Source organism: Pseudomonas sp. AC239 (assembly GCF_979258545.1).
Genome location: NZ_OZ409864.1, coordinates 4,850,929 through 4,873,279, shown reverse-complemented (window position 1 = coordinate 4,873,279; position 22,351 = coordinate 4,850,929). Strand labels below are relative to the sequence as shown.

General features: G+C 60.9%; 16 protein-coding genes and 2 pseudogenes. All 18 read left to right on the top strand.

Annotated elements, in window-relative coordinates; translation table 11 throughout:
* Positions 1-339: 339 nt before the first annotated feature.
* Positions 340-1,470: pseudogene (locus tag ACZ0AZ_RS22250) on the top strand (HAMP domain-containing protein); the annotation flags it as partial.
* Positions 1,471-1,803: 333 nt separating this feature from the next.
* A pseudogene (locus tag ACZ0AZ_RS22245) lies at positions 1,804-2,331 on the top strand (methyl-accepting chemotaxis protein); the annotation flags it as partial.
* A gap of 240 nt (positions 2,332-2,571) precedes the next feature.
* Positions 2,572-3,018: a DUF411 domain-containing protein gene (locus tag ACZ0AZ_RS22240; RefSeq protein WP_039760498.1), complete on the top strand. Its 447-nt coding sequence runs from the start codon at positions 2,572-2,574 to the stop codon at positions 3,016-3,018.
* Entirely contained in the window at positions 3,018-3,452 is a 435-nt protein-coding gene (locus ACZ0AZ_RS22235; protein WP_129998684.1) for a YqaA family protein, read from the top strand. The genes ACZ0AZ_RS22240 and ACZ0AZ_RS22235 overlap by 1 nt, the downstream gene beginning before the upstream one ends.
* Positions 3,453-3,538: 86 nt before the next feature.
* Complete coding sequence (locus ACZ0AZ_RS22230; RefSeq protein ID WP_463538154.1) at positions 3,539-4,585, top strand: alpha/beta fold hydrolase; 1,047 nt, start codon at positions 3,539-3,541, stop codon at positions 4,583-4,585.
* A 12-nt stretch (positions 4,586-4,597) separates the two neighbouring features.
* The gene (locus ACZ0AZ_RS22225; RefSeq protein ID WP_463538153.1) at positions 4,598-5,551 is read left to right on the top strand and encodes a D-2-hydroxyacid dehydrogenase family protein; all 954 of its coding nucleotides are present in this window, start codon (positions 4,598-4,600) and stop codon (positions 5,549-5,551) included.
* A gap of 590 nt (positions 5,552-6,141) precedes the next feature.
* On the top strand, positions 6,142-7,728 hold the full coding sequence (glgA, locus tag ACZ0AZ_RS22220; protein ID WP_039760491.1) for a glycogen synthase GlgA: 1,587 nt from the start codon (positions 6,142-6,144) through the stop codon (positions 7,726-7,728).
* 17 nt (positions 7,729-7,745) lie between these two features.
* Positions 7,746-9,548: a malto-oligosyltrehalose trehalohydrolase gene (gene treZ / locus ACZ0AZ_RS22215; RefSeq protein WP_463538152.1), complete on the top strand. Its 1,803-nt coding sequence runs from the start codon at positions 7,746-7,748 to the stop codon at positions 9,546-9,548.
* Entirely contained in the window at positions 9,545-11,623 is a 2,079-nt protein-coding gene (gene malQ / locus ACZ0AZ_RS22210; protein ID WP_463538151.1) for a 4-alpha-glucanotransferase, read from the top strand. Before treZ ends, malQ begins: the two co-directional genes overlap by 4 nt.
* Positions 11,620-14,394, top strand: coding sequence for a malto-oligosyltrehalose synthase (locus ACZ0AZ_RS22205; protein WP_463538150.1), 2,775 nt, complete (start codon positions 11,620-11,622; stop codon positions 14,392-14,394). Before malQ ends, ACZ0AZ_RS22205 begins: the two co-directional genes overlap by 4 nt.
* A gap of 21 nt (positions 14,395-14,415) precedes the next feature.
* A complete protein-coding gene (locus tag ACZ0AZ_RS22200; RefSeq protein ID WP_129998678.1) occupies positions 14,416-14,763 on the top strand; it encodes a DUF2934 domain-containing protein in 348 nt (115 codons plus the stop codon).
* A gap of 239 nt (positions 14,764-15,002) precedes the next feature.
* On the top strand, positions 15,003-17,162 hold the full coding sequence (gene glgX / locus ACZ0AZ_RS22195) for a glycogen debranching protein GlgX (protein ID WP_129998677.1): 2,160 nt from the start codon (positions 15,003-15,005) through the stop codon (positions 17,160-17,162).
* Between the two features lies 1 nt (position 17,163).
* A complete protein-coding gene (locus tag ACZ0AZ_RS22190) occupies positions 17,164-18,162 on the top strand; it encodes an acyl-CoA dehydrogenase family protein (RefSeq protein ID WP_039760480.1) in 999 nt (332 codons plus the stop codon).
* Positions 18,159-18,917, top strand: coding sequence for a PIG-L deacetylase family protein (locus ACZ0AZ_RS22185; RefSeq protein ID WP_129998676.1), 759 nt, complete (start codon positions 18,159-18,161; stop codon positions 18,915-18,917). The genes ACZ0AZ_RS22190 and ACZ0AZ_RS22185 overlap by 4 nt, the downstream gene beginning before the upstream one ends.
* Complete coding sequence (locus ACZ0AZ_RS22180; protein ID WP_463538149.1) at positions 18,914-19,513, top strand: class I SAM-dependent DNA methyltransferase; 600 nt, start codon at positions 18,914-18,916, stop codon at positions 19,511-19,513. Before ACZ0AZ_RS22185 ends, ACZ0AZ_RS22180 begins: the two co-directional genes overlap by 4 nt.
* Positions 19,510-20,169: a glycosyltransferase family 2 protein gene (locus tag ACZ0AZ_RS22175; protein ID WP_463538148.1), complete on the top strand. Its 660-nt coding sequence runs from the start codon at positions 19,510-19,512 to the stop codon at positions 20,167-20,169. The genes ACZ0AZ_RS22180 and ACZ0AZ_RS22175 overlap by 4 nt, the downstream gene beginning before the upstream one ends.
* 177 nt (positions 20,170-20,346) lie before the next feature.
* Complete coding sequence (locus ACZ0AZ_RS22170) at positions 20,347-21,105, top strand: PIG-L deacetylase family protein (protein WP_039760473.1); 759 nt, start codon at positions 20,347-20,349, stop codon at positions 21,103-21,105.
* Between the two features lie 212 nt (positions 21,106-21,317).
* Positions 21,318-22,100 (top strand): endonuclease/exonuclease/phosphatase family protein, encoded by a 783-nt coding sequence (locus ACZ0AZ_RS22165; RefSeq protein ID WP_039760624.1) that lies wholly within the window; start codon positions 21,318-21,320, stop codon positions 22,098-22,100.
* The last annotated feature ends 251 nt before the right edge of the window (positions 22,101-22,351 follow it).

The window sequence follows — 22,351 nt, the reverse complement described above, 5'->3', positions numbered from 1 at the left end:
TGCAATGAGCATGAAATGTCCTTGTTCCAACCAATTGAATGGGCGCGAGTATCGGCCGCTTCGCTGATCGCACCAACTCTTTTGTGCGCTTTTTTACAAATCTCGTACATTCATGACACCGAGCTTAAGGCCCGCAAACATTGCTTCACAGCCGTCATCAGGATGTAACAACTGTGGCGATTGCGCGAGATGTACCAATCCCGATACCAACCGGTCATCGCCCGGAGTTCTTTCGGCGCGCAAGTACCTAAAGCTTCCGCCCGTAACGACGATACGCTGTGATACCCGCCCTGTTTTATTCCCGCCCTCCAACAAAAAAGCCGCTCAAGGATCAGTTCCATGCCCGCACTGCGCACTATTCAGGCTCGCTACACGCTGTTTCTGATTCTGTTCATCCTGTTGTTGTCCGTGCTGACCGTGGTCGGCATCAGCCAACTGGTCGCACCGACCCTGCGCGATACCGAAGAGAAGGTCGTGCTCAACCGCATCGCCGAAGTCGCCGTGCAGATTCAGGGCGAACTGAACAAGGTGCAGGCGCAGCAACGCAGCATCACCCAGACCATCCCCCTGCTCGACAGCGCCGCCATCGACGCGGTGCTGCCAGGGCTGGTGGATCAGTACGGCGAACTGAAAGTCTTTGGCGGCGGCATTTGGCCGTTGCCCGGCCAGCGCGAAGCCGGGCGCAACAAGTTCAGCACCTTCTGGCACCGCGACGCCTCGGGTCAGCTCAAGGTCAATACCTTCTGGAACAGCGACGCCGCACCGAACTACTACGACCAGAGCTGGCACAAGGGCGGCATGGCCACCCCGCGCGGCCAGTGCGCGTGGGCCGCTGCCTATAAGGACGACGCCAGTGCCGAGCCGCGCACCAACTGCGCCATGGCGATCTACAAGAACGGCAGTACCTGGGGCGTCTCGACCATCGACGTGACCCTGGGCTTCTTCAACGACCTGGTGGCGCGCAAGGAAAAAGACCTCAACGCCGAAATGCTCATCGTTGAGGCTGACGGCAAGATCATCAGTAACAGCTCGCGCATCAGCGGCCCGATCGTGCTGAAGAACATCAGCGAACTGGCATCCAGCTCAACCTTCATCAGTCAGATCAAGACCGGCCTGCAAAATCGCGATAAAGCGCAACGCGTCGAATTCGATAACAACGGAGAAGACGCCACATTCTTCATGCGCCCTATCGAGGGCACACCGTGGTTCCTCGCCACTGCCCTGCCGACCAAGATGCTCACCGCCCAGCGTGACGATGTGCTCAACAGTCTCAGCCTGATCCAGATTCCGCTGGTGATCCTGCTGGTGCTGTTGCAGGTTTACGCGATTCGCAAACTGGTACAGCGCATGAAGGCTCTGAAAGCCAACATTGATTCACTGTCCAGCGGTGACGCCGACCTGACTCGCCGCATCACCATTCGCGCCGAAGACGAACTGGGCGCCATCGGCCATTCGGTCAACACCTTCATCGTCTATTTGCAGAACATGATCGGCGAAGTCACCCAGGCCACCGGCGCCATGGCTTCCAGCCTCGATAATCTGCAACGCACCTCGGCGCACACCAGCCAGATTCTGCTGCGCCACGCCTCGGAAACCGACCAGACTGTCACCGCGATTACTGAAATGAGCTCCACCGCCGAAAGCGTTGCGCAAAACGCTGCAGAAACCGCAGCTTTCACCCAGCGCGCCAATGAAAACGCCGATCGCTCGCGCGTCGTGGTAGGGGAAGCGACCAACAGCGTAGTCGCGCTGATCGACGAAGTGGCCAGCGCTACACACAAAGTTGAAAACATGCAGCAGGACGCCCAGCGCATCACCGAAATCCTCGGCGTCATCGGCGCGATTGCCGGGCAGACCAACCTGCTCGCCCTTAATGCCGCAATTGAAGCGGCGCGTGCAGGGGAACAGGGTCGCGGCTTTGCGGTGGTGGCGGATGAAGTCCGCGCCCTCGCCGCCCGCACTCAGGCCAGCACCTCGGAAATCAACGAGATGTTGACCCGCCTGACCCAAGGCGTGAGTTCGTCGGTCAGCGCCATGGAAAACACTCAGGCCAGCTGCCAGTCCGCTGCTGACGCCACCGCCCGAGTCAACTCGGGGCTGGACGAAATGGCCGGTTCGGTCAGCCACATCAACAGCCTCAGCACGCAGATCGCCACCGCCGCCGAACAGCAAAGCGCCGTTACCGAAGAGATTAACCGTAGCATGGTGCAGATCCGTCACATGGTCGATGAACTGGTGCAGAGCGGCCAGGCCAGCGAACTGAATACCCGCCAGTTGCTCGAAGCCAATAGCCGCGTGAGCGCGATCATGGGACGGTTCAAGGTCAGTTAAGCCAACCGCGACCACGGGGATTTTGCCCTTTACGCCAATCCCCTGTGGGAGCGAGCCTGCTCGCGAAAGCGATTTTTCAGTCACTGTATCTGCGACTGGTCAACTGCATTCGCGAGCAGGCTCGCTCTCACATTGGCTCGGCTGTCTTGTAGCAACTGGAAACACTCAGTTGATGCCGGGATGGAAAAACCGGTCAAAATGCGTGCTTTCTGACCTTCACCGAGTCGAGAGCCCATTCCCATGCGAAGCCAACTGCGTCTGCTCGCCCTGAGCACCCTGTTCATCTCCTCCCTGGCGCAAGCCGCCGAACTGATCCCGATCGAAGTGCACCGCGATGCCAATTGCGGTTGCTGCAAAAAGTGGATCAGCCATCTCGAAGCCAATGGCTTCAAAGTCGAAGATCACGTCGAAAGCGACATGAGCAGCTTTAAACAGCAGCACGGCGTACCACCGCGTCTGGCGTCCTGCCACACGGCGATCATCAATGGCAAATTCGTTGAAGGCCATGTACCGGCCGATCAGGTGCTTGCGTTGAGCAAGCGCGACGATCTGCTGGGTGTGGCTGCGCCTGGCATGCCGATGGGCTCGCCGGGCATGGAAATGGACGGCATGAGCGACGCGTATCAAATCATCGGTCTGAAGAAGGACGGCGCTGACATAGTGGTGGCGGACTACCCGGCCCGTTGATGGGCGCGGCTTATTTCGGTCTGTTCTTTGCTGCGTTTGGCGCGGCGACATTGTTGCCATTGCAATCCGAGGCGCTGCTGGTCGGTCTGATTGTCAGCGAGCGTTACTGGCTGTGGGGTTTGCTCGCGATGGCGACGCTGGGCAACGTGCTCGGGTCGCTGGTCAACTGGTGGCTGGGCCGTGGCATCGAGCGGTTTCAGGATCGACGCTGGTTCCCGGTCAGCCCGCGGCACATGGCCATGGCGCGCAAGCATTACGAGCGCTACGGGCACTGGTCGCTGCTGCTCAGCTGGCTGCCGGTGATCGGCGATCCGCTGACCTTGATTGCCGGGGTCATGCGCGAACCGCTCGGGCGTTTTCTGCTGATCGTGACACTGGCCAAAGGCGCGCGCTATGGCGTACTGGCCTTGCTGACCCTCGGCTGGCTCGGTTGAACCAACCGCCCATGTGATTGCCTTTGTTTAACGTCGGCGTAATCCCGGCCTTCCAGAGTCGGCCAATTTTCAAGGAGTTTGTGCTTATGTCCGTCACGCTTTCCCGCTGGCTGCCCGGCCTCGTCCTCAGCGCTGCACTGCCATTAATGGCGCACGCGGCCACTGAAAACGCTCCCGCCGAAGGGCCTGCCTATGGTCCGGAGCTGCAAGGTTTTCAATATCCCTACACGCTTAAACACTTCGCCTTTGAATCCCAGGGCCAAAAACTGCAAATGGGTTACATGGACGTCGCTGCCAATGGCAAGGCCAACGGTCGCACCGTAGTGCTGATGCACGGCAAGAATTTCTGCGCGGCGACGTGGGACAGTTCGATCAAGGCCTTGAGCGACGCCGGCTACCGCGTGATTGCGCCGGATCAGGTCGGTTTCTGTACGTCCAGCAAACCTGAGCACTATCAATACAGCTTCCAGCAACTGGCGACGAACACCCAGCAATTGCTCAAGGCGTTGGGCATTCAGAAAGCCACTGTGCTCGGGCACTCCACTGGCGGCATGCTCGCCACCCGTTATGCGCTGCTGTTCCCTGAGCAGGTTGATCAATTGGCAATGGTCAACCCGATCGGTCTGGAAGACTGGAAAGCCCTCGGCGTTCCGTATCGCACCGTCGATCAGTGGTATCAGCGTGAATTGAAGGTCACGGCCAAGGGCATTCGCGACTATGAGCGCACCACCTATTACGACGGCCGCTGGAAGCCGGAATTCGATCGTTGGGTCGACATGCTCGCCGGTCTGAGCAAAGGTCCGGGCAAGACCCAGGTCGCGTGGAACTCGGCGCTGATCTACGACATGATCTTCACCCAGCCGGTGTACTACGAGTTCAAGGATTTGAAAATGCCGACCCTGCTGCTGATCGGCACCTCCGACACCACCGCCATCGGCAAAGACCTCGCACCGCCGGAAGTGAAAGCGAAAATCGGCCACTACGAGGTGCTCGGCAAGCAAGTCGCCAAGCTGATCCCGCAGTCGACGCTGATTGAATTCCCGGGTATGGGCCATGCGCCGCAAATGGAGGAACCGGGGAAATTCCATCAGGCATTGCTCGGCTGGCTGGGCAAAACCCCTTCCGCTCCTTGATGAGGTAAGGCGATGACAGTGCAGATTGCAGTGATCGATGACTGGCAGGACGTGGCACGCGACGTGGTCGACTGGTCGGTGCTGGAAGGCATTGGTGAAGTGACCTTTGTGCACGATTACCCCGCCGACAACGCGACATTGGCCGAGCGCCTCGGCAAATATGAGGTGATCTGCGTGATGCGCGAACGCACGCGGTTCGACGCCGATTTGCTCGGGCGCTTGCCCAATCTGAAGTTGCTGGTCACCGGTGGTATGCGCAATGCAGCGCTGGACATGCCGGCCGCAGCGGCGTTGGGCATCCAGGTCTGCGGCACCGACAGCTATAAACACGCCGCGCCAGAGCTGACCTGGGCGCTGATCATGGCGGCGACCCGGAATCTGGTTACCGAAGCCAATGCTCTGCGCGCCGGCCAGTGGCAGCAGGGGTTGGGCGGTGATCTGCACGGCAAGACGCTGGGGATTCTCGGTTTGGGCAGCATCGGCCAGCGGGTCGCACAGTTCGGTCAGGTGTTCGGCATGCGGGTAATCGCCTGGAGCGAAAACCTCACCGCCGAACGCGCTGCACAGGCCGGCGTGACGTATGTCAGCAAGCAGCAACTGTTCGAACAGGCCGACGTGCTGTCGGTGCATTTGGTGCTCAGCGAGCGCAGTCGCGGACTGGTCGATTCGCAAGCACTGGAGTGGATGAAACCGACCGCGCTACTGGTCAACACCGCGCGCGGGCCGATCGTCGATGAAGCGGCGCTAATCAAGGCGCTACAGAAACGGCGCATTGCCGGGGCGGCGCTGGATGTATTCGAGCAAGAGCCTTTGCCGGCCCTGCACCCGTTTCGCACGCTGGACAATGTCCTCGCCACGCCGCATGTGGGGTATGTCAGTCGGCAGAATTACGAGCAGTTCTTCCGGCAGATGATCGAGGATATTCAGGCTTGGGCAGCTGGGGAGCCGGTGCGTCTGTTGAATTGATTCCATCACTTTAAAGTTGAGTTGCTGCAACAGGCCTCTTCGCGAGCAGGCTCGCTCCCACAGGTTGTACGCGTTCCATTGTGGGAGCGAGCCTGCTCGCGAAGGTCTCATCTCAGATACCGCTCTGAAATACCCTCGCACCACAACGGTGCAACCGGCCCATCCCCTAGCACAAAACCGTGACTACCCAGTCACCGTTTTGGCCCACTCCGACCGAAAAACATGCCCTTCGTCGGAGCGTTTCCCCTCCTGAACCCTCGCTTACCTCCCGACACAACCGATTGTCGAACAATTTACCCATTTGCCCCTGCCCGCTCTAGGATCTGGCCTAGACTCATTTTTCAGTGGCCAAACCACTCGGTCATACCGACGAAAAAAAGTCGAAACTTTTGCTTCACGCCACAGGTCATCAGAACAACTGGGCGAAAGCGACTGGTGTAATCCTTGCAACGGCCTCACCACCCATTCTGCTTGCGCGTGTTGGGTCAGCATTTGCTCACCGATGCGTGGCGCCTTTGCGCCCGGCCACAGGACTTGGCCATGAAACAGCTTGTTCGAGACAAGAATCAGATCACACACGGGAGATACATATGATCAGTGCGGCATTGGATATTCAGGGAGAGCGTGCTCACCAGTCGCTTGGAGAATCGAGCACCATCAGTGTTCCCGGCAGCCGACAGATCAACGTACCCGGCACCAAGACGCTTGCTCCGGTAGCAAGCCAGAATCCCAACAAGAAAAAAGTGTTGTTCGTGACGTCGGAAATCGCCGATCTGGTCAAGACCGGCGGTCTGGGTGACGTTTCCGCCGCCCTGCCCCGGGCCATGGCCCATCTGCATGACGTACGGGTGTTGATTCCCGGTTACCCGCAGGTGGTGCACAGCGAAAACCCGATTCACATCATCGGCGAACTGGGTGGCCACGCTGCGCTGCCACCTTGCAAGATCGGGCGCATGGACATGCCCGATGGCCTGGTGATCTACGTGTTGATCTGCCCTGAATTGTACGAGCGTGAGGGCGGCCCCTACGGCGCCAACAACGGTCGCGACTGGCCAGACAACCATATCCGCTTTGCCCGTCTCGGCCTGGCCGCTGCCGATATCGCCGCCAACCTTGCGCAAATCCATTGGCGCCCGGATCTGGTGCACGCCCATGACTGGCCGGCCGGTCTCGCTCCTGCCTATATGCACTGGCGCGGGCAGCGCACGCCGACCCTGTTCACTATTCACAACCTTGCCTACCAGGGCGTGACCAGCCTCGGTTCCTGCCCCGAGCTTGGGATTCCCGCCCACGCGCTGCAGCAGGAAGGCATGGAGTTCTACGGCAAGATGTCGTTCCTCAAGGCCGGCATGGCCTATTCGAGCCACATCACCACCGTCAGCGCCACTTACGCGCAGGAAATCACCACCCCGGACTTCGGCTGCGGCCTCGACGGTTTCCTCGCTGCGAAAACCCAGCAGGGCCTGCTAAGCGGCATCCCCAACGGCATCGATGAAAGCTGGGATTCGGCGACTGACCCGCACTTGTTTGCTCCATTCGCCATCGGCGACTGGGAAGGCAAAGCGGTCAACGCCGCCCATGTCCGTGAGCTGTTTGGCTTGCACGATTCCACCGGTCCACTGTTTGCCGTGGTTTCGCGCCTGGTCTATCAGAAAGGTCTCGACCTGACCGAAGCGGTGTCCGAGTTCATCGTGCAGAACGGTGGCCAGATCGCGATCATTGGTCGCGGCGAGCCGGAAGAAGAGCAAGCCATGCGTGAGCTGGCGCTGCGCTTTCCTGGCCAGATCGGCGTGCGCATCGGCTTCAACGAAACCGATGCTCGGCGCATGTTTGCCGGCAGCGACTTCCTGCTGATGCCTTCGCGTTACGAGCCTTGCGGCCTCAGCCAGATGTACGCCCAGCGTTTCGGCTCGTTGCCGGTCGCGCGCAACACTGGCGGCCTGGCCGACACCATTGAAAACGGCGTCACCGGCTTCCTCTTCGATGAGTCCACTGTTGAGAGCTACAAAGAAGCCCTGAGCCGCGCATTCAAGGTTTTCGCCTTTCCGGAACTGCTCAACGCCATGCGTTGCCGGGCCATGGCCGCACCGTTCAACTGGAGCAAAGCGGTTGAACCCTACGCCGAACTTTACGAACAACTGGTCGCCAAGGCTTTGGGTAAAGCCAGCCACAAATAACCAGGGAGTTGCAGAAAATGCCGTCAAGGACCCAAGAAACCTGGCCCCACGGCGCGATCATGCTGGATGCCGAGCACACGCAATTTGCGTTGTGGGCGCCTGACGCGTTCTACGTCAGTGTGGAACTGGAAGATGGCCAATCGTTGCCCATGCTGCCTCAGGGCGACGGTTGGTTTGTAATCAAGGCCAATTGCCCGGCGGGCAGTCGCTACCGTTACTGCATCGATGGCGAACTGGAGGTGCCGGACCCGGCCTCCAGGGCCCAGGATGGTGACCTCGACCGTCATAGCGTGGTCGTCGACCCGCACGCCTATCAATGGCGGCACACCGCATGGAATGGCCGGCCATGGAGCGAAGCGGTGATTTACGAGTTGCACGTCGGTGCGCTCGGTGGGTTTGCCGAAGTCGAACAGCATCTGGCGCGGCTGGTGGCGCTGGGCGTTACCGCCATCGAACTGATGCCGCTGGCGCAATTCCCCGGTGATCGCAACTGGGGTTACGACGGGGTGCTGCCTTACGCCCCCCAAGCGTCCTACGGTACGCCGGAACAACTCAAACACCTGATCGACACCGCGCACGGCCATGGCCTGGCGGTGATTCTCGACGTCGTCTACAACCACTTCGGTCCCGACGGCAACTATTTGCATCGTTACGCCAAAGGTTTTTTTCGCGAAGACAAGCACACGCCCTGGGGCGCGGCGATCGACTTCCGCCGCGCTGAAGTGCGCGAGTTCTTCATTGAAAACGCGCTGATGTGGCTGCTCGAATACCGTTTCGACGGCCTGCGTCTGGATGCGGTGCATGCGATTGAAGCCCCGGATTTCCTCAGCGACCTGGCCCGACGCATTCGCCAGCAGATCGACCCCACCCGCCACGTCTGGCTGACCGTCGAGAATGAGCTCAACCAGTCGAGCCTGTTGGAAACCGATTACGACGCGCAATGGAACGACGACGGTCATAACGCCTTGCACGTACTGCTGACTGGCGAAACCGACGCCTATTACGCCGACTACGCCGCGCAACCTACCGAGCAATTGGTGCGTTGCCTGAGTCAGGGCTTCGTGTTCCAGGGCCACATCACTCGGCATGGTGAACCACGCGGCGAGCCGAGCGAGCATCTGCCTTCTACCGCTTTCGTGCTGTTCCTGCAGAACCATGACCAGATCGGCAACCGCGCGTTTGGCGAGCGCCTGCATCAACTTGCCGACCCGCGCGCAGTTCAGGCGGCGACGGTGCTGTTGCTGCTGTCGCCAATGATTCCGCTGATCTTCATGGGCGATGAATTTGCCGCCGAGCAACCGTTCCTGTTTTTCACCAGCCACCACGGTGAACTGGCAGAACTGGTGCGTGAAGGCCGGCGTAATGAATTCGCCGCGTTCAGTGCCTTTACCGATCCGCACAAGCGCGAGCAGATTCCCGATCCAAATGCCGAAGAAACCTTCCGCGCCTCGCAGCCGCATTTGTCCGGCAGCGGCACGCCATTGCAACAGCAGACCCAGGAGCTCTACCGTCAACTGCTGAAGTTGCGTCACCAGTACATCATTCCCAATCTCTCCGGAACCCAGGCTCTGGGTGCGCAGATGCTCGGCTATGGCGCGGTCAGCGCACGCTGGCGGCTGGGCAATGGCAGTGAGCTGCGAATTGACCTGAACCTCAGTGATACGGCAGTGGTCAACCCTGCACAGACCCATACCGAGTGGTTGTTCCAACAGCCGCCGGCCCTTGATCTGTCGGACCCGAATCAACTGCCGGCGTACACCGCGCTCGTCAGCCTCACGGCCGCACCCGTTATGCACCCCCTGGATGGAGAGCGCCTATGAGCGATGCGCAACTGGAAATACTCGCCAGCCGAGCCGGCCTTGCCGTCGACTGGATCGACGCCAACGGGCGTCAGCAAAAAGTCGCTCCTGCTGTGCTGCGCAATGTCCTGATCGGACTCGGCCACCCCGCCAGCACCGCGCAAGAAATCGATGCCAGCCTGCTGGAACTGCAAGAGGTCCAGCAAGACCGCCACTTGCCGCCCCTGCTGACCTGCGACGTGGGTGTTGACCTCGATCTGAGTCGCTACTTTTCACCGGAAACGCCTTGCGAAATTCATCTTGAAGACGGCTCGCAGATGAGTCTCAAGCTGGACAACGAAGCGATGCTGCCGGGTCTGGTTCCGGTCGGTTATCAGCAAGTGCACATTGGCGATCAGTACTTCACTTTGGCGGTCGCGCCCGAGCGCTGCTTCAGCGTCGGCGATGCGGTCGACAGCCCGATCCCCCGCGCCTGGGGGCTGAGCGCACAGCTGTATGCGTTGCGTCGTCCTGGCGACGGGGGTTTTGGCGACACTCAGGCGCTGGAAGAACTGGTCCGCGTGGCTGGCGAACGTGGCGCCGATGCACTGGCAATCAGCCCGATGCACGCGATGTTCAGCGCCGACACCGGCCGTTACAGCCCCTATTCACCTTCCAGTCGTTTGTTTCTCAATTCCCTGTATGCGGCGCCGGGGAGCATTCTTGGCGAACGCGCTTTGCGTGATGCGATCGATGCCAGTGGCCTGGCCGCGCAGTTCGAGCAACTGGAAAATCTCAAACTGATCGACTGGCCGGCTGCCGCTGAGGCCAAGCAGAAGCTGCTGCAAGCTTTGTACGACGGTTTTGTCGCTGGCGAGCACCCGCTGCACGCCGACTTCGCCAGTTTCCGTCACGCCGGTGGCGAAGCGCTGGAAAACCATTGCCGCTTTGAAGCGATTCAGGAAATGCGCGCCGCCCGTGGCGAAAGCCTCGATTGGCGCGAATGGCCTGAGCACTGGCACGACCCGCGCGGCGCAGCGCTGAGCGCGTTTGCCGAGGAATACGCCGAGCGCATTGGCTATTTCGCTTTCTGCCAATGGCTGATCCATCGCTGCCTCGAGCGCGCACAAACTGCTGCACGCAGCGCCGGCATGGGCATCGGTCTGATCGCTGACCTCGCCGTCGGTGCTGATGGCGCCGGCAGCCAGGCGTGGAGCTTTCAGGATGAGTTGCTCGCTTCGCTGACCGTGGGCGCGCCGCCCGACATCCTCAATCGCAGCGGCCAGGGCTGGGGCATTTCCGCCTTCTCGCCCGAAGGTCTGATCCGCAACGGTTTCCGCGCTTTCATCGACATGTTGCGCGCCAACTTCGCCCATGCTGGCGGCCTGCGCATCGACCATGTCATGGGCCTGCAACGCTTGTGGGTGATCCCCAACGGCGCTGACCCGGCCGACGGTGCCTATCTGTATTACCCGTTCGACGACATGCTGCGTCTGCTGACCCTTGAGTCGCATCGGCACCAGGCCATCGTGCTCGGCGAAGACCTCGGCACCGTACCGGAAGGTCTGCGCGAGAAACTCGCGGCGCGTTCGATTCTGGGTATGCGCGTGCTGTTGTTCGAGCAGGACAACACTCGTTTCAAACCGATTCTCGACTGGCCGGATGACGCGCTGGCCACCACCAGCACCCATGACCTGCCGACGCTCAACGGTTGGTGGCATGGCCGCGATATCGACTGGAATGCGCGCCTGGGTCTGGTCGATGCCAATGGCGAAATTGATTGGCGTCGACATCGCGAGCGCGAACGCGAAGGCCTGCGCGATGCGCTGCGCCAGGATCCGCAAAATTTCCGTGAAGAGTCCCACGAGGCCGATCAAGTGGTCGATGCCAGCGTGCGTTTCCTCGGCCACACCCGCGCTCCGCTGGTGCTGCTGCCGCTGGAAGATGCGTTGGGTATCGATGAACAGGCGAATCTGCCCGGCACCACCGACTCACATCCGAACTGGTCGCGACGTTTGCCCGGTCCCAGCGAAGCATTGCTGGACGGCCCCGATGCCGCCCGCCGCCTGGAACTGCTGGCTTGCGCGCGCCTTCAAGCCACTGAGCGTGACCAATGAATCAACAGCAAATCCAGCCATTGCGCGCCAGCTTGCGCCTGCAATTTCATAAAGGTTTTACCCTCGAACAAGCGGTGCCACTGGTGCCGTACTTTGCCCGCCTCGGCATCAGCCATATCTATGCCTCGCCATTGCTGGCGGCGCGCGCCGGTTCCATGCACGGCTACGACGTGGTCGACCCGACCCAGGTCAACCCGGAACTCGGCGGTGAGCCGGCACTGCGCCGACTGGTCAGCACCCTGCGCGAACACAACATGGGCCTGATCCTCGATATCGTGTCCAACCACATGGCCGTGGGTGGCAACGACAACCCGTGGTGGCTCGACTTGCTGGAATGGGGACGCCTGAGCCCGTACGGCGAATTCTTCGACATTCAGTGGCACTCGCCGGACCCGTTGATGGAAGGTCAGTTGCTGCTGCCGTTCCTTGGCAGTGATTACGGCGTGGCGTTGCAGGAAGGCACGCTGAAGCTGAAATTCAACGCGCAGACCGGCACGTTCTACGTCGAACATTACGACCATCACTTCCCGATCTGCCCGAACAACTATGGCGAGCTACTCAAGTCCGACGACACGCTGAAGTCTCTGGCCGATCGCTTCAGCACACTCAGCTACCAGACCGATGCCCATTCGTTGGCGATGCCGCTCAAGCAAGAGTTGCGCGAACTGGCGAGCGATCCGCATGTTCTGGCGACTATCGAAGGCAACCTCGCTCAGTACGATTCCACCACCGAGGAAGGCTTTCACAAGCTTCACGAACTGCTGGAACGGCAAAGTTATCGCCTGGCCAGTTGGCGCACGGCGGCGGACGACATCAACTGGCGGCGCTTCTTCGACATCAACGAGCTTGGCGGCCTGCGCGTCGAGCGCCCGGCGGTGTTCGAAGCGACCCACGGCAAGATCTTCCAGTTAGTTGAAGAAGGTCTGGTCGACGGTCTGCGCATCGACCACATCGACGGCCTCGCCGACCCGCGTGGCTACTGCCGCAAGCTGCGCCGGCGTCTTGATCACCTTGCACCGGGACGGCACCTGCCGATCTATGTCGAGAAGATCCTCGGCGAGGGCGAAACCCTGCGCCGCGACTGGAGCGTGGACGGCACCACCGGTTATGAGTTCATGAATCAGCTGTCGCTGCTGCAACACGACCCGGACGGCGAACATGTGCTGGGCGAGCTGTGGCAGCGCCGCACCGAGCGCCCGGCAGCGTTTATTGAAGAAGCGCAGTTGGCTCGTCAGCAGATCCTCAACGGCTCGCTGGCCAGCGATTTCGAAAGTGTCGCGCAGGCGCTGCATCAAGTCGCGCGGGATGACCTGATGACCCGCGACCTGACCCTGGGCGCGATTCGCCGCGTGCTGCACGCGTTGATCGTGCACTTCCCGGTTTATCGCACCTACATCAGCGCCATGGGGCGTTCCGAGCAGGACGAAGCAATTTTCCAGCACGCCATGGACGGAGCGCGGCAGACCCTCAGCGAGGCTGACTGGCCAGTACTCGACTCGGTCGCCAGTTGGCTCGGCGGCACGCCATGGCGCCGCAAGCCACGCGGGCGTTCGCGCAAGATCCTCAAGCATGCTTGCGTGCGTTTCCAGCAACTGACCTCGCCGGCGGCTGCCAAAGCCGTGGAAGACACCGCGCTTTATCGTTCGGCGGTGCTGCTGTCGCGCAATGATGTCGGTTACAACACCGAGCAATTCAGCGCGCCGGTCAGCGAATTCCACGAGGTCAATCAGCAGCGCATGGCGGAGTTTCCCGACAACCTGCTGGCCACCGCCACTCACGACCACAAGCGTGGCGAAGACACCCGCGCCCGCTTGGCCGTGCTCAGCGAGCGCAGTCATTGGTACGCCGACCAGGTCGAACTGTGGCGCGCCCTCGCCCGCCCGGTCCGCATCGAAGATGACGCACCGTCCGCTGGCGACGAACTGATCCTCTATCAGGCACTGCTCGGCAGTTGGCCGCTGGATCTGCTGGATGACGACAAGGCCGGTTTCACCGAGTACGCCAAGCGCATCTGGCAATGGCAGCAGAAAGCCTTGCGCGAGGCCAAGCTGCAAAGCAGTTGGAGCGCACCGAACGAAGCCTATGAAAGCGCGGCGCAGGCCTTCACGGAAAAACTCCTGACCGGCGAAGAAGGCGAATTGCTTCGCGCGGCGCTGAGCAAAACCGTCAACAGCATCGCCGCTGCCGGCGCGCTCAACGGGCTGGCGCAAACCTTGCTGCGCATGACCGTGCCGGGAGTGCCGGATCTGTATCAGGGCAATGAGTACTGGGATTTCAGTCTGGTCGATCCGGACAACCGCAGGCCGGTGGATTACGCCGCCCGCGAGCAAGCGTTGCAGGCGTCCGTGCCAAGTGCCGAACTACTCAGGGACTGGCGCGACGGGCGCATCAAACAGGCGCTGATCAGCGCGGTATTGAACCTGCGCAAGGAGCACAGCGAGCTGTTCCGCCGTGGCGATTACCAGCCACTGGAAGTGCTGGGCAGTCAGGCCCACAACGTACTGGCATTCGCCCGCGAACACGAGGGTGTGCGGGCCATTGTCGTGGTGCCGGTGCGCTGTGCAACGTTGCTGGAAAACAGTGCCATCCCCCAGGTCGATGCGCTGCGCTGGGGCGATACGCGGGTGGTTTTACCGTCCGCCGCTTCGGATACAAACCTGAGGGGACTTTTTGCCAGCAGCGTAGTCACACAAAACAGGGAGCTGAATGTCAGCGAAGCGCTGGGGGATGTCCCGGTCAATCTCTTTATCCAACACTCGACACAAGCATGAGTTCAGTTCAGGAGCATTGCGATGAGCACCGACGATAAACGCATTCGCGAATTCGCCTATCAGATCTGGGAGTCGGAAGGGAAGCCTGAAGGCCACGAAGAACGTCATTGGGAGATGGCGCGCAAACTCGCCGAGGCCGAAGCGCTCGCGCCGAAGAAGCCACCGAAGGCGGCTGGCAGCAAGGTGGCTGGCAAGACTACAGCGGCGAAGAGCACCGAAACCAAAGCGCTCGACGCCAAGACACCGGCTGCTGCCAAAGCCAAACCCGCGGCGAAAGCAAAACCTGCGGCCACGCCAAAAGTAGTTCCGCCGGGCGAAAAGGCAGCCGAGAAAAAGCCGCGAGCAGCGAAGAAGCCCCCGGCGAACTGACCCGATCCGTATTTGAACTGAATGATTGTGTGGCGAGCGTGCTCGCCACATGGGGTTTTTGCGCCCCGAAGAAAGCCCCTTATTGGGAAAAACACACAACCCTGTGGGAGCGAGCCTGCTCGCGAAAGCGCTAGGTCAGTTGGTGAAAATGTCGAATGTACCAACGCTTTCGCGAGCAAGCTCGCTCCCACCAGGAAATCTCATTGCCTGAACTGTCCCGTTTTTTTGCAGGAGCAATCATGACCCGTCCAAAGAAAGCCGAACCCGCTGCGCACGCCGAGCCGTCGAGAATCCGTGAAGGTCTGCCCTTCCCGCTCGGTGCTACCTGGGATGGTCTGGGGGTTAACTTTGCTCTGTTTTCCGCCAACGCCACCAAAGTCGAGCTGTGCATCTTCGACGACAGCGGCGAAGTCGAACTCGAGCGCATCGAACTGCCCGAATACACCGATGAGATCTACCACGGCTACTTGCCCGATGCGCATCCGGGCCTGATCTACGGCTACCGCGTATATGGTCCTTACGACCCGGCCAACGGCCACCGCTTCAACCACAACAAGCTGCTGATCGACCCGTACGCCAAGCAACTGGTCGGCGAGCTGAAATGGTCGGAAGCGCTGTTCGGCTACACCATCGGCCATCCTGACGCCGACCTCAGTTTCGACGAACGCGACAGCGCGCCATTCGTGCCCAAGTGCAAGGTCATCGACCCGGCGCACACCTGGGGCAATGATCATCGCGTCAGCGTGCCGTGGGACAAGACCATCATTTATGAAACCCACGTGCGCGGCATCAGCATGCGTCACCCGTCGGTGCCGGAAAACCTGCGCGGCACGTTCGGCGGTTTGATGGTCGACGATGTGCTCGAACACATCCGCAAGCTCGGCGTGTCTTCCGTTGAATTGCTGCCGATTCATGCCTTCGTCAACGATCAGCATCTGCTGCAAAAAGGCATGACCAACTACTGGGGCTACAACAGCATTGCGTTCTTCGCCCCGGACCCGCGTTATCTGGCCAGTGGCAAGATTGCCGAATTCAAGGAAATGGTCGCGCATCTGCACGATGCCAACCTCGAAGTCATTCTCGACGTGGTCTACAACCACACCGCCGAAGGCAACGAGCAAGGCCCGACCCTGTCGATGCGCGGTATCGACAACGCCTCCTACTACCGCTTGATGCCGGACGACAAGCGCTACTACATCAACGATTCCGGCACCGGCAACACGCTGGACCTGAGTCACCCGTGCGTCCTGCAGATGGTCACCGACTCCCTGCGCTACTGGGCCAGCGAGATGCACGTCGACGGTTTCCGCTTCGACCTAGCGACCATTCTTGGCCGCTACCACGATGGTTTTGACGAGCGCCACAGCTTCCTCGTCGCCTGCCGTCAGGACCCGGTGCTGCGTCAGGTGAAAATGATCGCCGAACCCTGGGACTGCGGCCCCGGCGGTTATCAGGTCGGCAACTTTCCGCCGGGCTGGGTTGAGTGGAACGACAAATTCCGCGACACCGTGCGCGCGTTCTGGAAAGGCGACGACGCTCAGCTTGCCGATTTCGCCAGCCGCATGACTGCTTCCGGTGAGATGTTCAACCAGCGTGGGCGACGGCCGTATTCGTCGGTGAACTTCATCACCGCCCACGACGGTTTCACCCTCAACGATCTGGTCTCGTATAACGACAAGCACAACGAAGCCAACGACGAGAACAACCAGGACGGCAGCAACAACAACCTGTCGTGGAACCACGGCGTCGAAGGTCCGACCGACGATCCGGAAATCAACGCCCTGCGCCACCGGCAGATGCGCAATTTCTTTGCCACTCTGCTGCTGGCCCAAGGTACGCCGATGATCGTTGCCGGTGATGAATTCGCCCGCACCCAGGACGGCAACAACAACGCCTATTGCCAGGACAGCGAAATCGGTTGGGTCAATTGGGATCTGAGCGAGGACGGCAAGGCGCTGCTGAAATTCGTCAAGCGCCTGATCAAGCTGCGTCTGACTTATCCGATCCTGCGTCGTGGGCGCTTCCTGGTCGGCGAGTACAACGAAGACATCGGCGTCAAAGACGTAACCTGGCTGGCCCCGGACGCCACCGAAATGACCACCGAGCACTGGCACGACGCGCACAACCGCTGCCTGGGCATGCTGCTCGATGGTCGCGCGCAGGAAACCGGCATCCGTCGCAAAGGTGCCGATGCGACCCTGCTGCTGGTGGTCAATGCGCACCACGACATCGTCAACTTCACCCTGCCGGAAGTGCCGGATGGTGGCTTCTGGACCTGCATGATCGACACCAATCAGCCGGCGATTCGCGGCCAGGAACGCTTCGACTTCGGCCATGAATATTCGGTGACTGGACGTTCGTTGCTGTTGTTCGAACTGCAACGCGACGAAGAAGAATGATATGGACTTTCAACATTATCTGGCCCGCCGTCCGCCAGATTACGCCGACACCAACGCCCTCGGCCGTTGCCTGCGGGCAATGGTCGAGGCCGGACTCGACCGTTTGCCGTTGCCCGGCAGCGGTCACACGCTGGAGCGCTTTCAGCGTCTTGCGGAAGTCGGCGGGCACGATTTAGGCCTGTGCAAACTCTACGAAGGCCATACGGACGCGCTGGCGATCATTGAGCAATTGGGCGGCACGCCAACGCCGGGCAGCACGTGGGGCATGTGGGCGGCCGAACCGCCACAGGCGCGGGTGAAAGTCACGCCGTCGGGGCACATGGTGACGCTGAACGGGCGCAAGGCCTGGTGCTCTGGTGCGGCGGTGCTCAGCCACGCCTTGCTCACGGCGTGGGATGCGGACGGTCAGCAGCAACTGGTGGCAGTCGCGCTTGATCAGCCTGGCGTGACCATCACCGATCAAGGCTGGCAGGCCGTGGGCATGGCGGCGACTGGCAGCGTTGAGGTGCTGTTCGACAACGCTGAAGCGCAGGCCATCGGCAACCCCGGCGATTACCTGCAACGGCCGGGTTTCTGGCAAGGCGGGATCGGTATCGCGGCTTGCTGGTATGGCGCTTCGCGGCAGATCGCCGAAGGGCTGCGTCAGCATTGCGCGCACCGCGATGAACCGCATGCCCTCGCCCACCTCGGTGCGACTGACACCGCACTGCAAGCGGCGGCCGATGTGCTGCGCTTCAGCGCATTGCAAATCGACGCGCAGCCCGAGGCCGACGCTGAACTGCTCGCCCGACGCGCCCGCGCCGTGGTCGAACAGTCTGCCGAACAGGTCATGCGTGAAGTCGGTCGCGCACTGGGTGCCGGGCCGTTTTGTCAGGATCGGCATTTCGCGCGATTGAGTGCCGACTTGCCGGTGTTCCTGCGCCAGAGTCACGCCGAACGCGACCTTGCTGCACTGGGCCAGCAGATTGCTGGTCAGTCTTGCGAGGTCTGGGCGCTATGAAGGACAACCCGATCGTCGGCCAAGGCACTTCGCTGCAGCAGTGGCAGGCTTCGCGGCGTCTGGCCGAGCTGCCCGCCATCGATATTCTTGAACTGGTACCGCTGGGCTCGCGAGCGGTGATCGTCGCGCCGCACCCGGATGACGAAGTGCTCGGTTGTGGCGGCATCATGCAATTGCTGGCAGCGGCCGGACGGCCGTTGCAGTTGATCTCGGTCACCGATGGCAGCGCCAGTCACCCCGGTTCGCAACGCTGGACAGTCGAGCGTTTGAGCGTGGTGCGACCGCAAGAATCCGCCGAAGCCCTGCGTCGTCTAGGTCTGCCGATGCACAGCCTGAAATGGCTGCGCGGCGGTTTTACCGACACGCAAGTGGCGGCTCAGGAAACCGAGTTGAGCGAATTCATCGCCGGCTATCTGCATGCCAGCGACGTAGTCTTCACGACCTGGCGCCAGGACGGCCACAGCGATCATGAGGCTGTCGGCCGTGCCAGTGTCGAAGCGGCGCGACGCGTCGGTGCGACCTGCCATGAACTTCCGGTCTGGACCTGGCACTGGGCAACCCCGGAAGACGCTTCGGTGCCATGGGAGCGGGCGCGCAAGATTCTCCTTTCACCGACGCACATCGCACGTAAACGCCACGCCGCGCACGCGTTCGCCAGCCAGTTGGAAGGCGACCGCGACGTCGGCCTCGGGCCAGTGCTCGCGCCCTATGTGCTAGATCGTTTGCTGCAACCTTTTGAAGTGGTGTTCCTGTGAGCGTCGATGACCGCTATTTCGACGGCCTGTTCGCGGGCAATGACGACCCATGGGCGTTCCGCCAGCGCTGGTACGAGCAGCGCAAACGCGCGATCACCCTCGCTGCCCTGCCCCGTCCCCGCTACCGGTCCGTCTTTGAGCCAGGTTGCGCCAACGGCGAACTGAGTGCAGAACTGGCTCCGCGTTGCGGCCGCCTGCTGTGTTGCGATACCGCAAGCGCGGCGGTGCAGCTCGCACGTACTCGCTTGAGCGTATTCGAGCATGCCGAAGTCCGCCAGGGACGCCTGCCGGCTGACTGGCCGGAGGAAAAATTCGACCTGATCGTCTTCAGCGAAATCGGCTACTACCTCGACGAGCAGGATCTGACAGAAGTGATCCGCCGGATCAGCGAATCGCTGACCGCCGACGGCCAATTGCTGGCCTGTCACTGGCGCCCGCCGATTGAAGGCTGTCCGTTGAATGCACGTCAAGTTCACGATCAGATCCACCATCAACTGGCGTTGCCGCGTCTGGTGCTGCATCAGGAAGCGGATTTCATTCTCGAATTGTGGAGCCGTGAGCCACGCTCGGTGGCTGCCCTGGAGGGCTTGCGTTGATCGGTATCGTGATTCCGGCGCATAACGAAGAGGCGCTGCTTGATGAATGTCTGCGGGCCGCCTTGCGTGCCAGCCAGCATGGACAATTGGCCGGCGAGCCAGTGGAAATTCTCGTGGTGCTCGACAGCTGCAGCGATGGCTCGGCACAGATCGTCAGCGCTTATCCGGTGCTGAGCCTGCAGATCGATGCGCGCAACGTTGGCGAAGCCCGCGCCGCCGGTGCGCGCCTGCTGCTCGAGCGCGGTGCACGCTGGATCGCTTGCACCGATGCCGACAGCCGCGTTGCCGATGACTGGCTGGCGGCGCAACTGGGCCTGGAAGCAGATGCCGTGTGCGGTACGGTCACCGTCGAGCACTGGCATGAATCCATCGCTGAAGCGGCGCAAATTCGCTATCACCGTCATTACCAGGCCCGCGATGGCCATCGCCATATTCACGGTGCCAACCTCGGCGTCAGTGCCGAGGCCTATCGCCTGGCCGGCGGCTTCAAACCGCTGACCTGTGATGAGGACGTGCAACTGGTTCGTGCGCTGGAACGCAGCGGCGCCAATATTGCCTGGAGTCACCGTCCGCAGGTGCACACCAGCGCCCGTCTCGACAGTCGGGCCAAGGGCGGATTCGGTGACTTCCTGCGCAATCTGGCACAGCTGGAATAAAAAAATACGTATCAGATTGATCTGTGACGCGACGAATGCCGAGTCTTGAGCAATACTCTGCCTCGCAGTAATCCAAGGGTTGGAGCACTGCACCGTTGCTATTCATTTGCCTTCACGGGCCGCGACAGCCTCGGCTGCTCACGACTGAGGGCGAGACACCACAAGGACGTCGCACTCATGAAACCGTCATTGCTCAACGAACACGGCCTGCCAGCCCAGATCTGGAACAGCGCGCCGCAGCTCGACAATATTCCCGTCATCAACACCCACAGTCTGGTTCCCGCCGGCGCCCGCGCCGTGGTGATCGCCCCGCATCCGGGCGATGAAGTCGTCACCTGCGGCGGCTTGCTGCAGCTGCTGTCCAGCCTCGGTCATCCTCTGCAATTGCTCTCGATTACTGACGGCAGCGCCAGCCACCCCGGCTCGCGGCAATGGTCGGAGCAACGCCTGAGCGTATTCCGCCCGCAGGAAAGCGTCGAAGCCCTGCGCCGTCTCGGCCTGCCCATGCACAGCCTGAAATGGGTGCGCGGCGGTTTTACCGACAACGCGCTGAGCGATCAGCAAAGCCAACTGACCGAATTCATCGGGCGTTACCTGCGCCCGGGCGACGTAGTGTTCAGCACTTGGCGCAAGGATGGTCCAGCGGACCATGAAGTGGTCGGCCGGGCCAGTTTCGATGCGGCGCAGAAGGCCGGCGCGACCTATCACGATGTGCCAGTGTGGGCCTGGCACTGGCCGGAGCGCGAGCAGCAAATGATTCCCTGGGAGCGTGCGCGCAAGCTGCGTCTCGACACCTGGACAGTCGCGCGCAAGAGCCATGCCACCCACGCTTACGCCAGCCAGCTCAAAGGCGAACCGGCCATCGGCATCGCCCCGCTGCTGCCACCGGTGCTGCTGGAACGGATGCGCCTGCCGTATGAAATCGTCTTCTTCTGAACGCCAAAGACCTCTGACACCGTGAAACCCTGTGGGAGCTGGCTTGCCAGCGATAGCGGTGTATCAGGCAACAGAGATACTGCTGATTTGGCCCCATCGCTGGCAAGCCAGCTCCCACAGAGTCCTGTGTACGATCAAACATTTCTGTAAGGAACTGCCACCCCCTCAAACCAGTCGCATGAACAGGCATGGCCCAATTCAGAGGAGTGAACGTGTCCAGCGATCCCAAGCGTCAAGCGGTCGACGCGCCAGTCATTCATCGCCTGCGGGTACTCACGGTCAACACCCACAAGGGCTTCACCGCACTGAATCGGCGCTTCGTCCTCCCGGAGCTGCGCGAAGCGATGCGCAGTACCTCGGCCGATCTGGTGTTTCTGCAGGAAGTGGTGGGTGAACACGAACGCCATTCGAGTCGCTACAACGACTGGCCGCAGACCTCGCAATACGAATTTCTTGCCGACAGTATGTGGAGCGATTTTGCCTACGGGCGCAATGCCGTTTATCCCGACGGTCATCATGGCAACGCGCTGCTGTCGAAATACCCGATTCGCGAATACCGCAACCTCGACGTCTCGATCACTGGCCCAGAACGGCGCGGGCTGTTGCACTGCATACTCGATGTGCCTGGACATGACGAGGTGCATGCGATCTGTGTGCATTTGAGTCTGCTGGAAAGCCATCGGCAATTGCAGTTGCAACTGCTCTGCCAATTGCTTGAGTCGCTGCCCGACGATGCGCCGGTGATCATCGCTGGGGATTTCAACGACTGGCAGTTGCAAGGTAATGCTGCCCTTGCCCGTCGCGATTATTTGCACGAGGCTTTCGAGCGCCATCATGGGCGCCCAGCGAAAACTTATCCGGCGCGGTTTCCCTTGTTGAGACTTGACCGGATCTATCTGCGCAATGCCAGCAGCCATGATCCAAGAATTCTCGGCAACAAACCGTGGACGCATCTTTCCGATCACTTGCCGTTAGCAGTTGAGGTGCACCTGTAGCTGCGTTTTTGACAGCAACTACATGGCATGTCCTTCCGGCAACTACCGGTAGGAATGACCTTTCGTCGGCGGCAAAAAACCGTCATATGAATACTTCGCAAGCGTTTTTCCATGCAAACAACCACTTAGTTATGTGCAGAAAAACAAACGCTTGCGAAGACTGATTTAAGCCCGCCATTCATCGTGCATTTTCTTGACGCGCAGGCGTCGCTCTTCTTATCTCTACCTTACTACCCCCGGAAACACTTACT

Bases quoted from the DNA above. Each gene is read 5' to 3' on its own strand.
- malQ (WP_463538151.1), top strand. From the start codon at position 9,545: ATGAGCGATGCGCAACTGGAAATACTCGCCAGCCGAGCCGGCCTTGCC.
- glgA (WP_039760491.1), top strand. From the start codon at position 6,142: ATGATCAGTGCGGCATTGGATATTCAGGGAGAGCGTGCTCACCAGTCG.
- ACZ0AZ_RS22200 (WP_129998678.1), top strand. From the start codon at position 14,416: ATGAGCACCGACGATAAACGCATTCGCGAATTCGCCTATCAGATCTGG.
- glgX (WP_129998677.1), top strand. From the start codon at position 15,003: ATGACCCGTCCAAAGAAAGCCGAACCCGCTGCGCACGCCGAGCCGTCG.
- ACZ0AZ_RS22235 (WP_129998684.1), top strand. From the start codon at position 3,018: ATGGGCGCGGCTTATTTCGGTCTGTTCTTTGCTGCGTTTGGCGCGGCG.
- treZ (WP_463538152.1), top strand. From the start codon at position 7,746: ATGCCGTCAAGGACCCAAGAAACCTGGCCCCACGGCGCGATCATGCTG.
- ACZ0AZ_RS22190 (WP_039760480.1), top strand. From the start codon at position 17,164: ATGGACTTTCAACATTATCTGGCCCGCCGTCCGCCAGATTACGCCGAC.
- ACZ0AZ_RS22230 (WP_463538154.1), top strand. From the start codon at position 3,539: ATGTCCGTCACGCTTTCCCGCTGGCTGCCCGGCCTCGTCCTCAGCGCT.
- ACZ0AZ_RS22225 (WP_463538153.1), top strand. From the start codon at position 4,598: ATGACAGTGCAGATTGCAGTGATCGATGACTGGCAGGACGTGGCACGC.
- ACZ0AZ_RS22240 (WP_039760498.1), top strand. From the start codon at position 2,572: ATGCGAAGCCAACTGCGTCTGCTCGCCCTGAGCACCCTGTTCATCTCC.
- ACZ0AZ_RS22170 (WP_039760473.1), top strand. From the start codon at position 20,347: ATGAAACCGTCATTGCTCAACGAACACGGCCTGCCAGCCCAGATCTGG.
- ACZ0AZ_RS22205 (WP_463538150.1), top strand. From the start codon at position 11,620: ATGAATCAACAGCAAATCCAGCCATTGCGCGCCAGCTTGCGCCTGCAA.
- ACZ0AZ_RS22185 (WP_129998676.1), top strand. From the start codon at position 18,159: ATGAAGGACAACCCGATCGTCGGCCAAGGCACTTCGCTGCAGCAGTGG.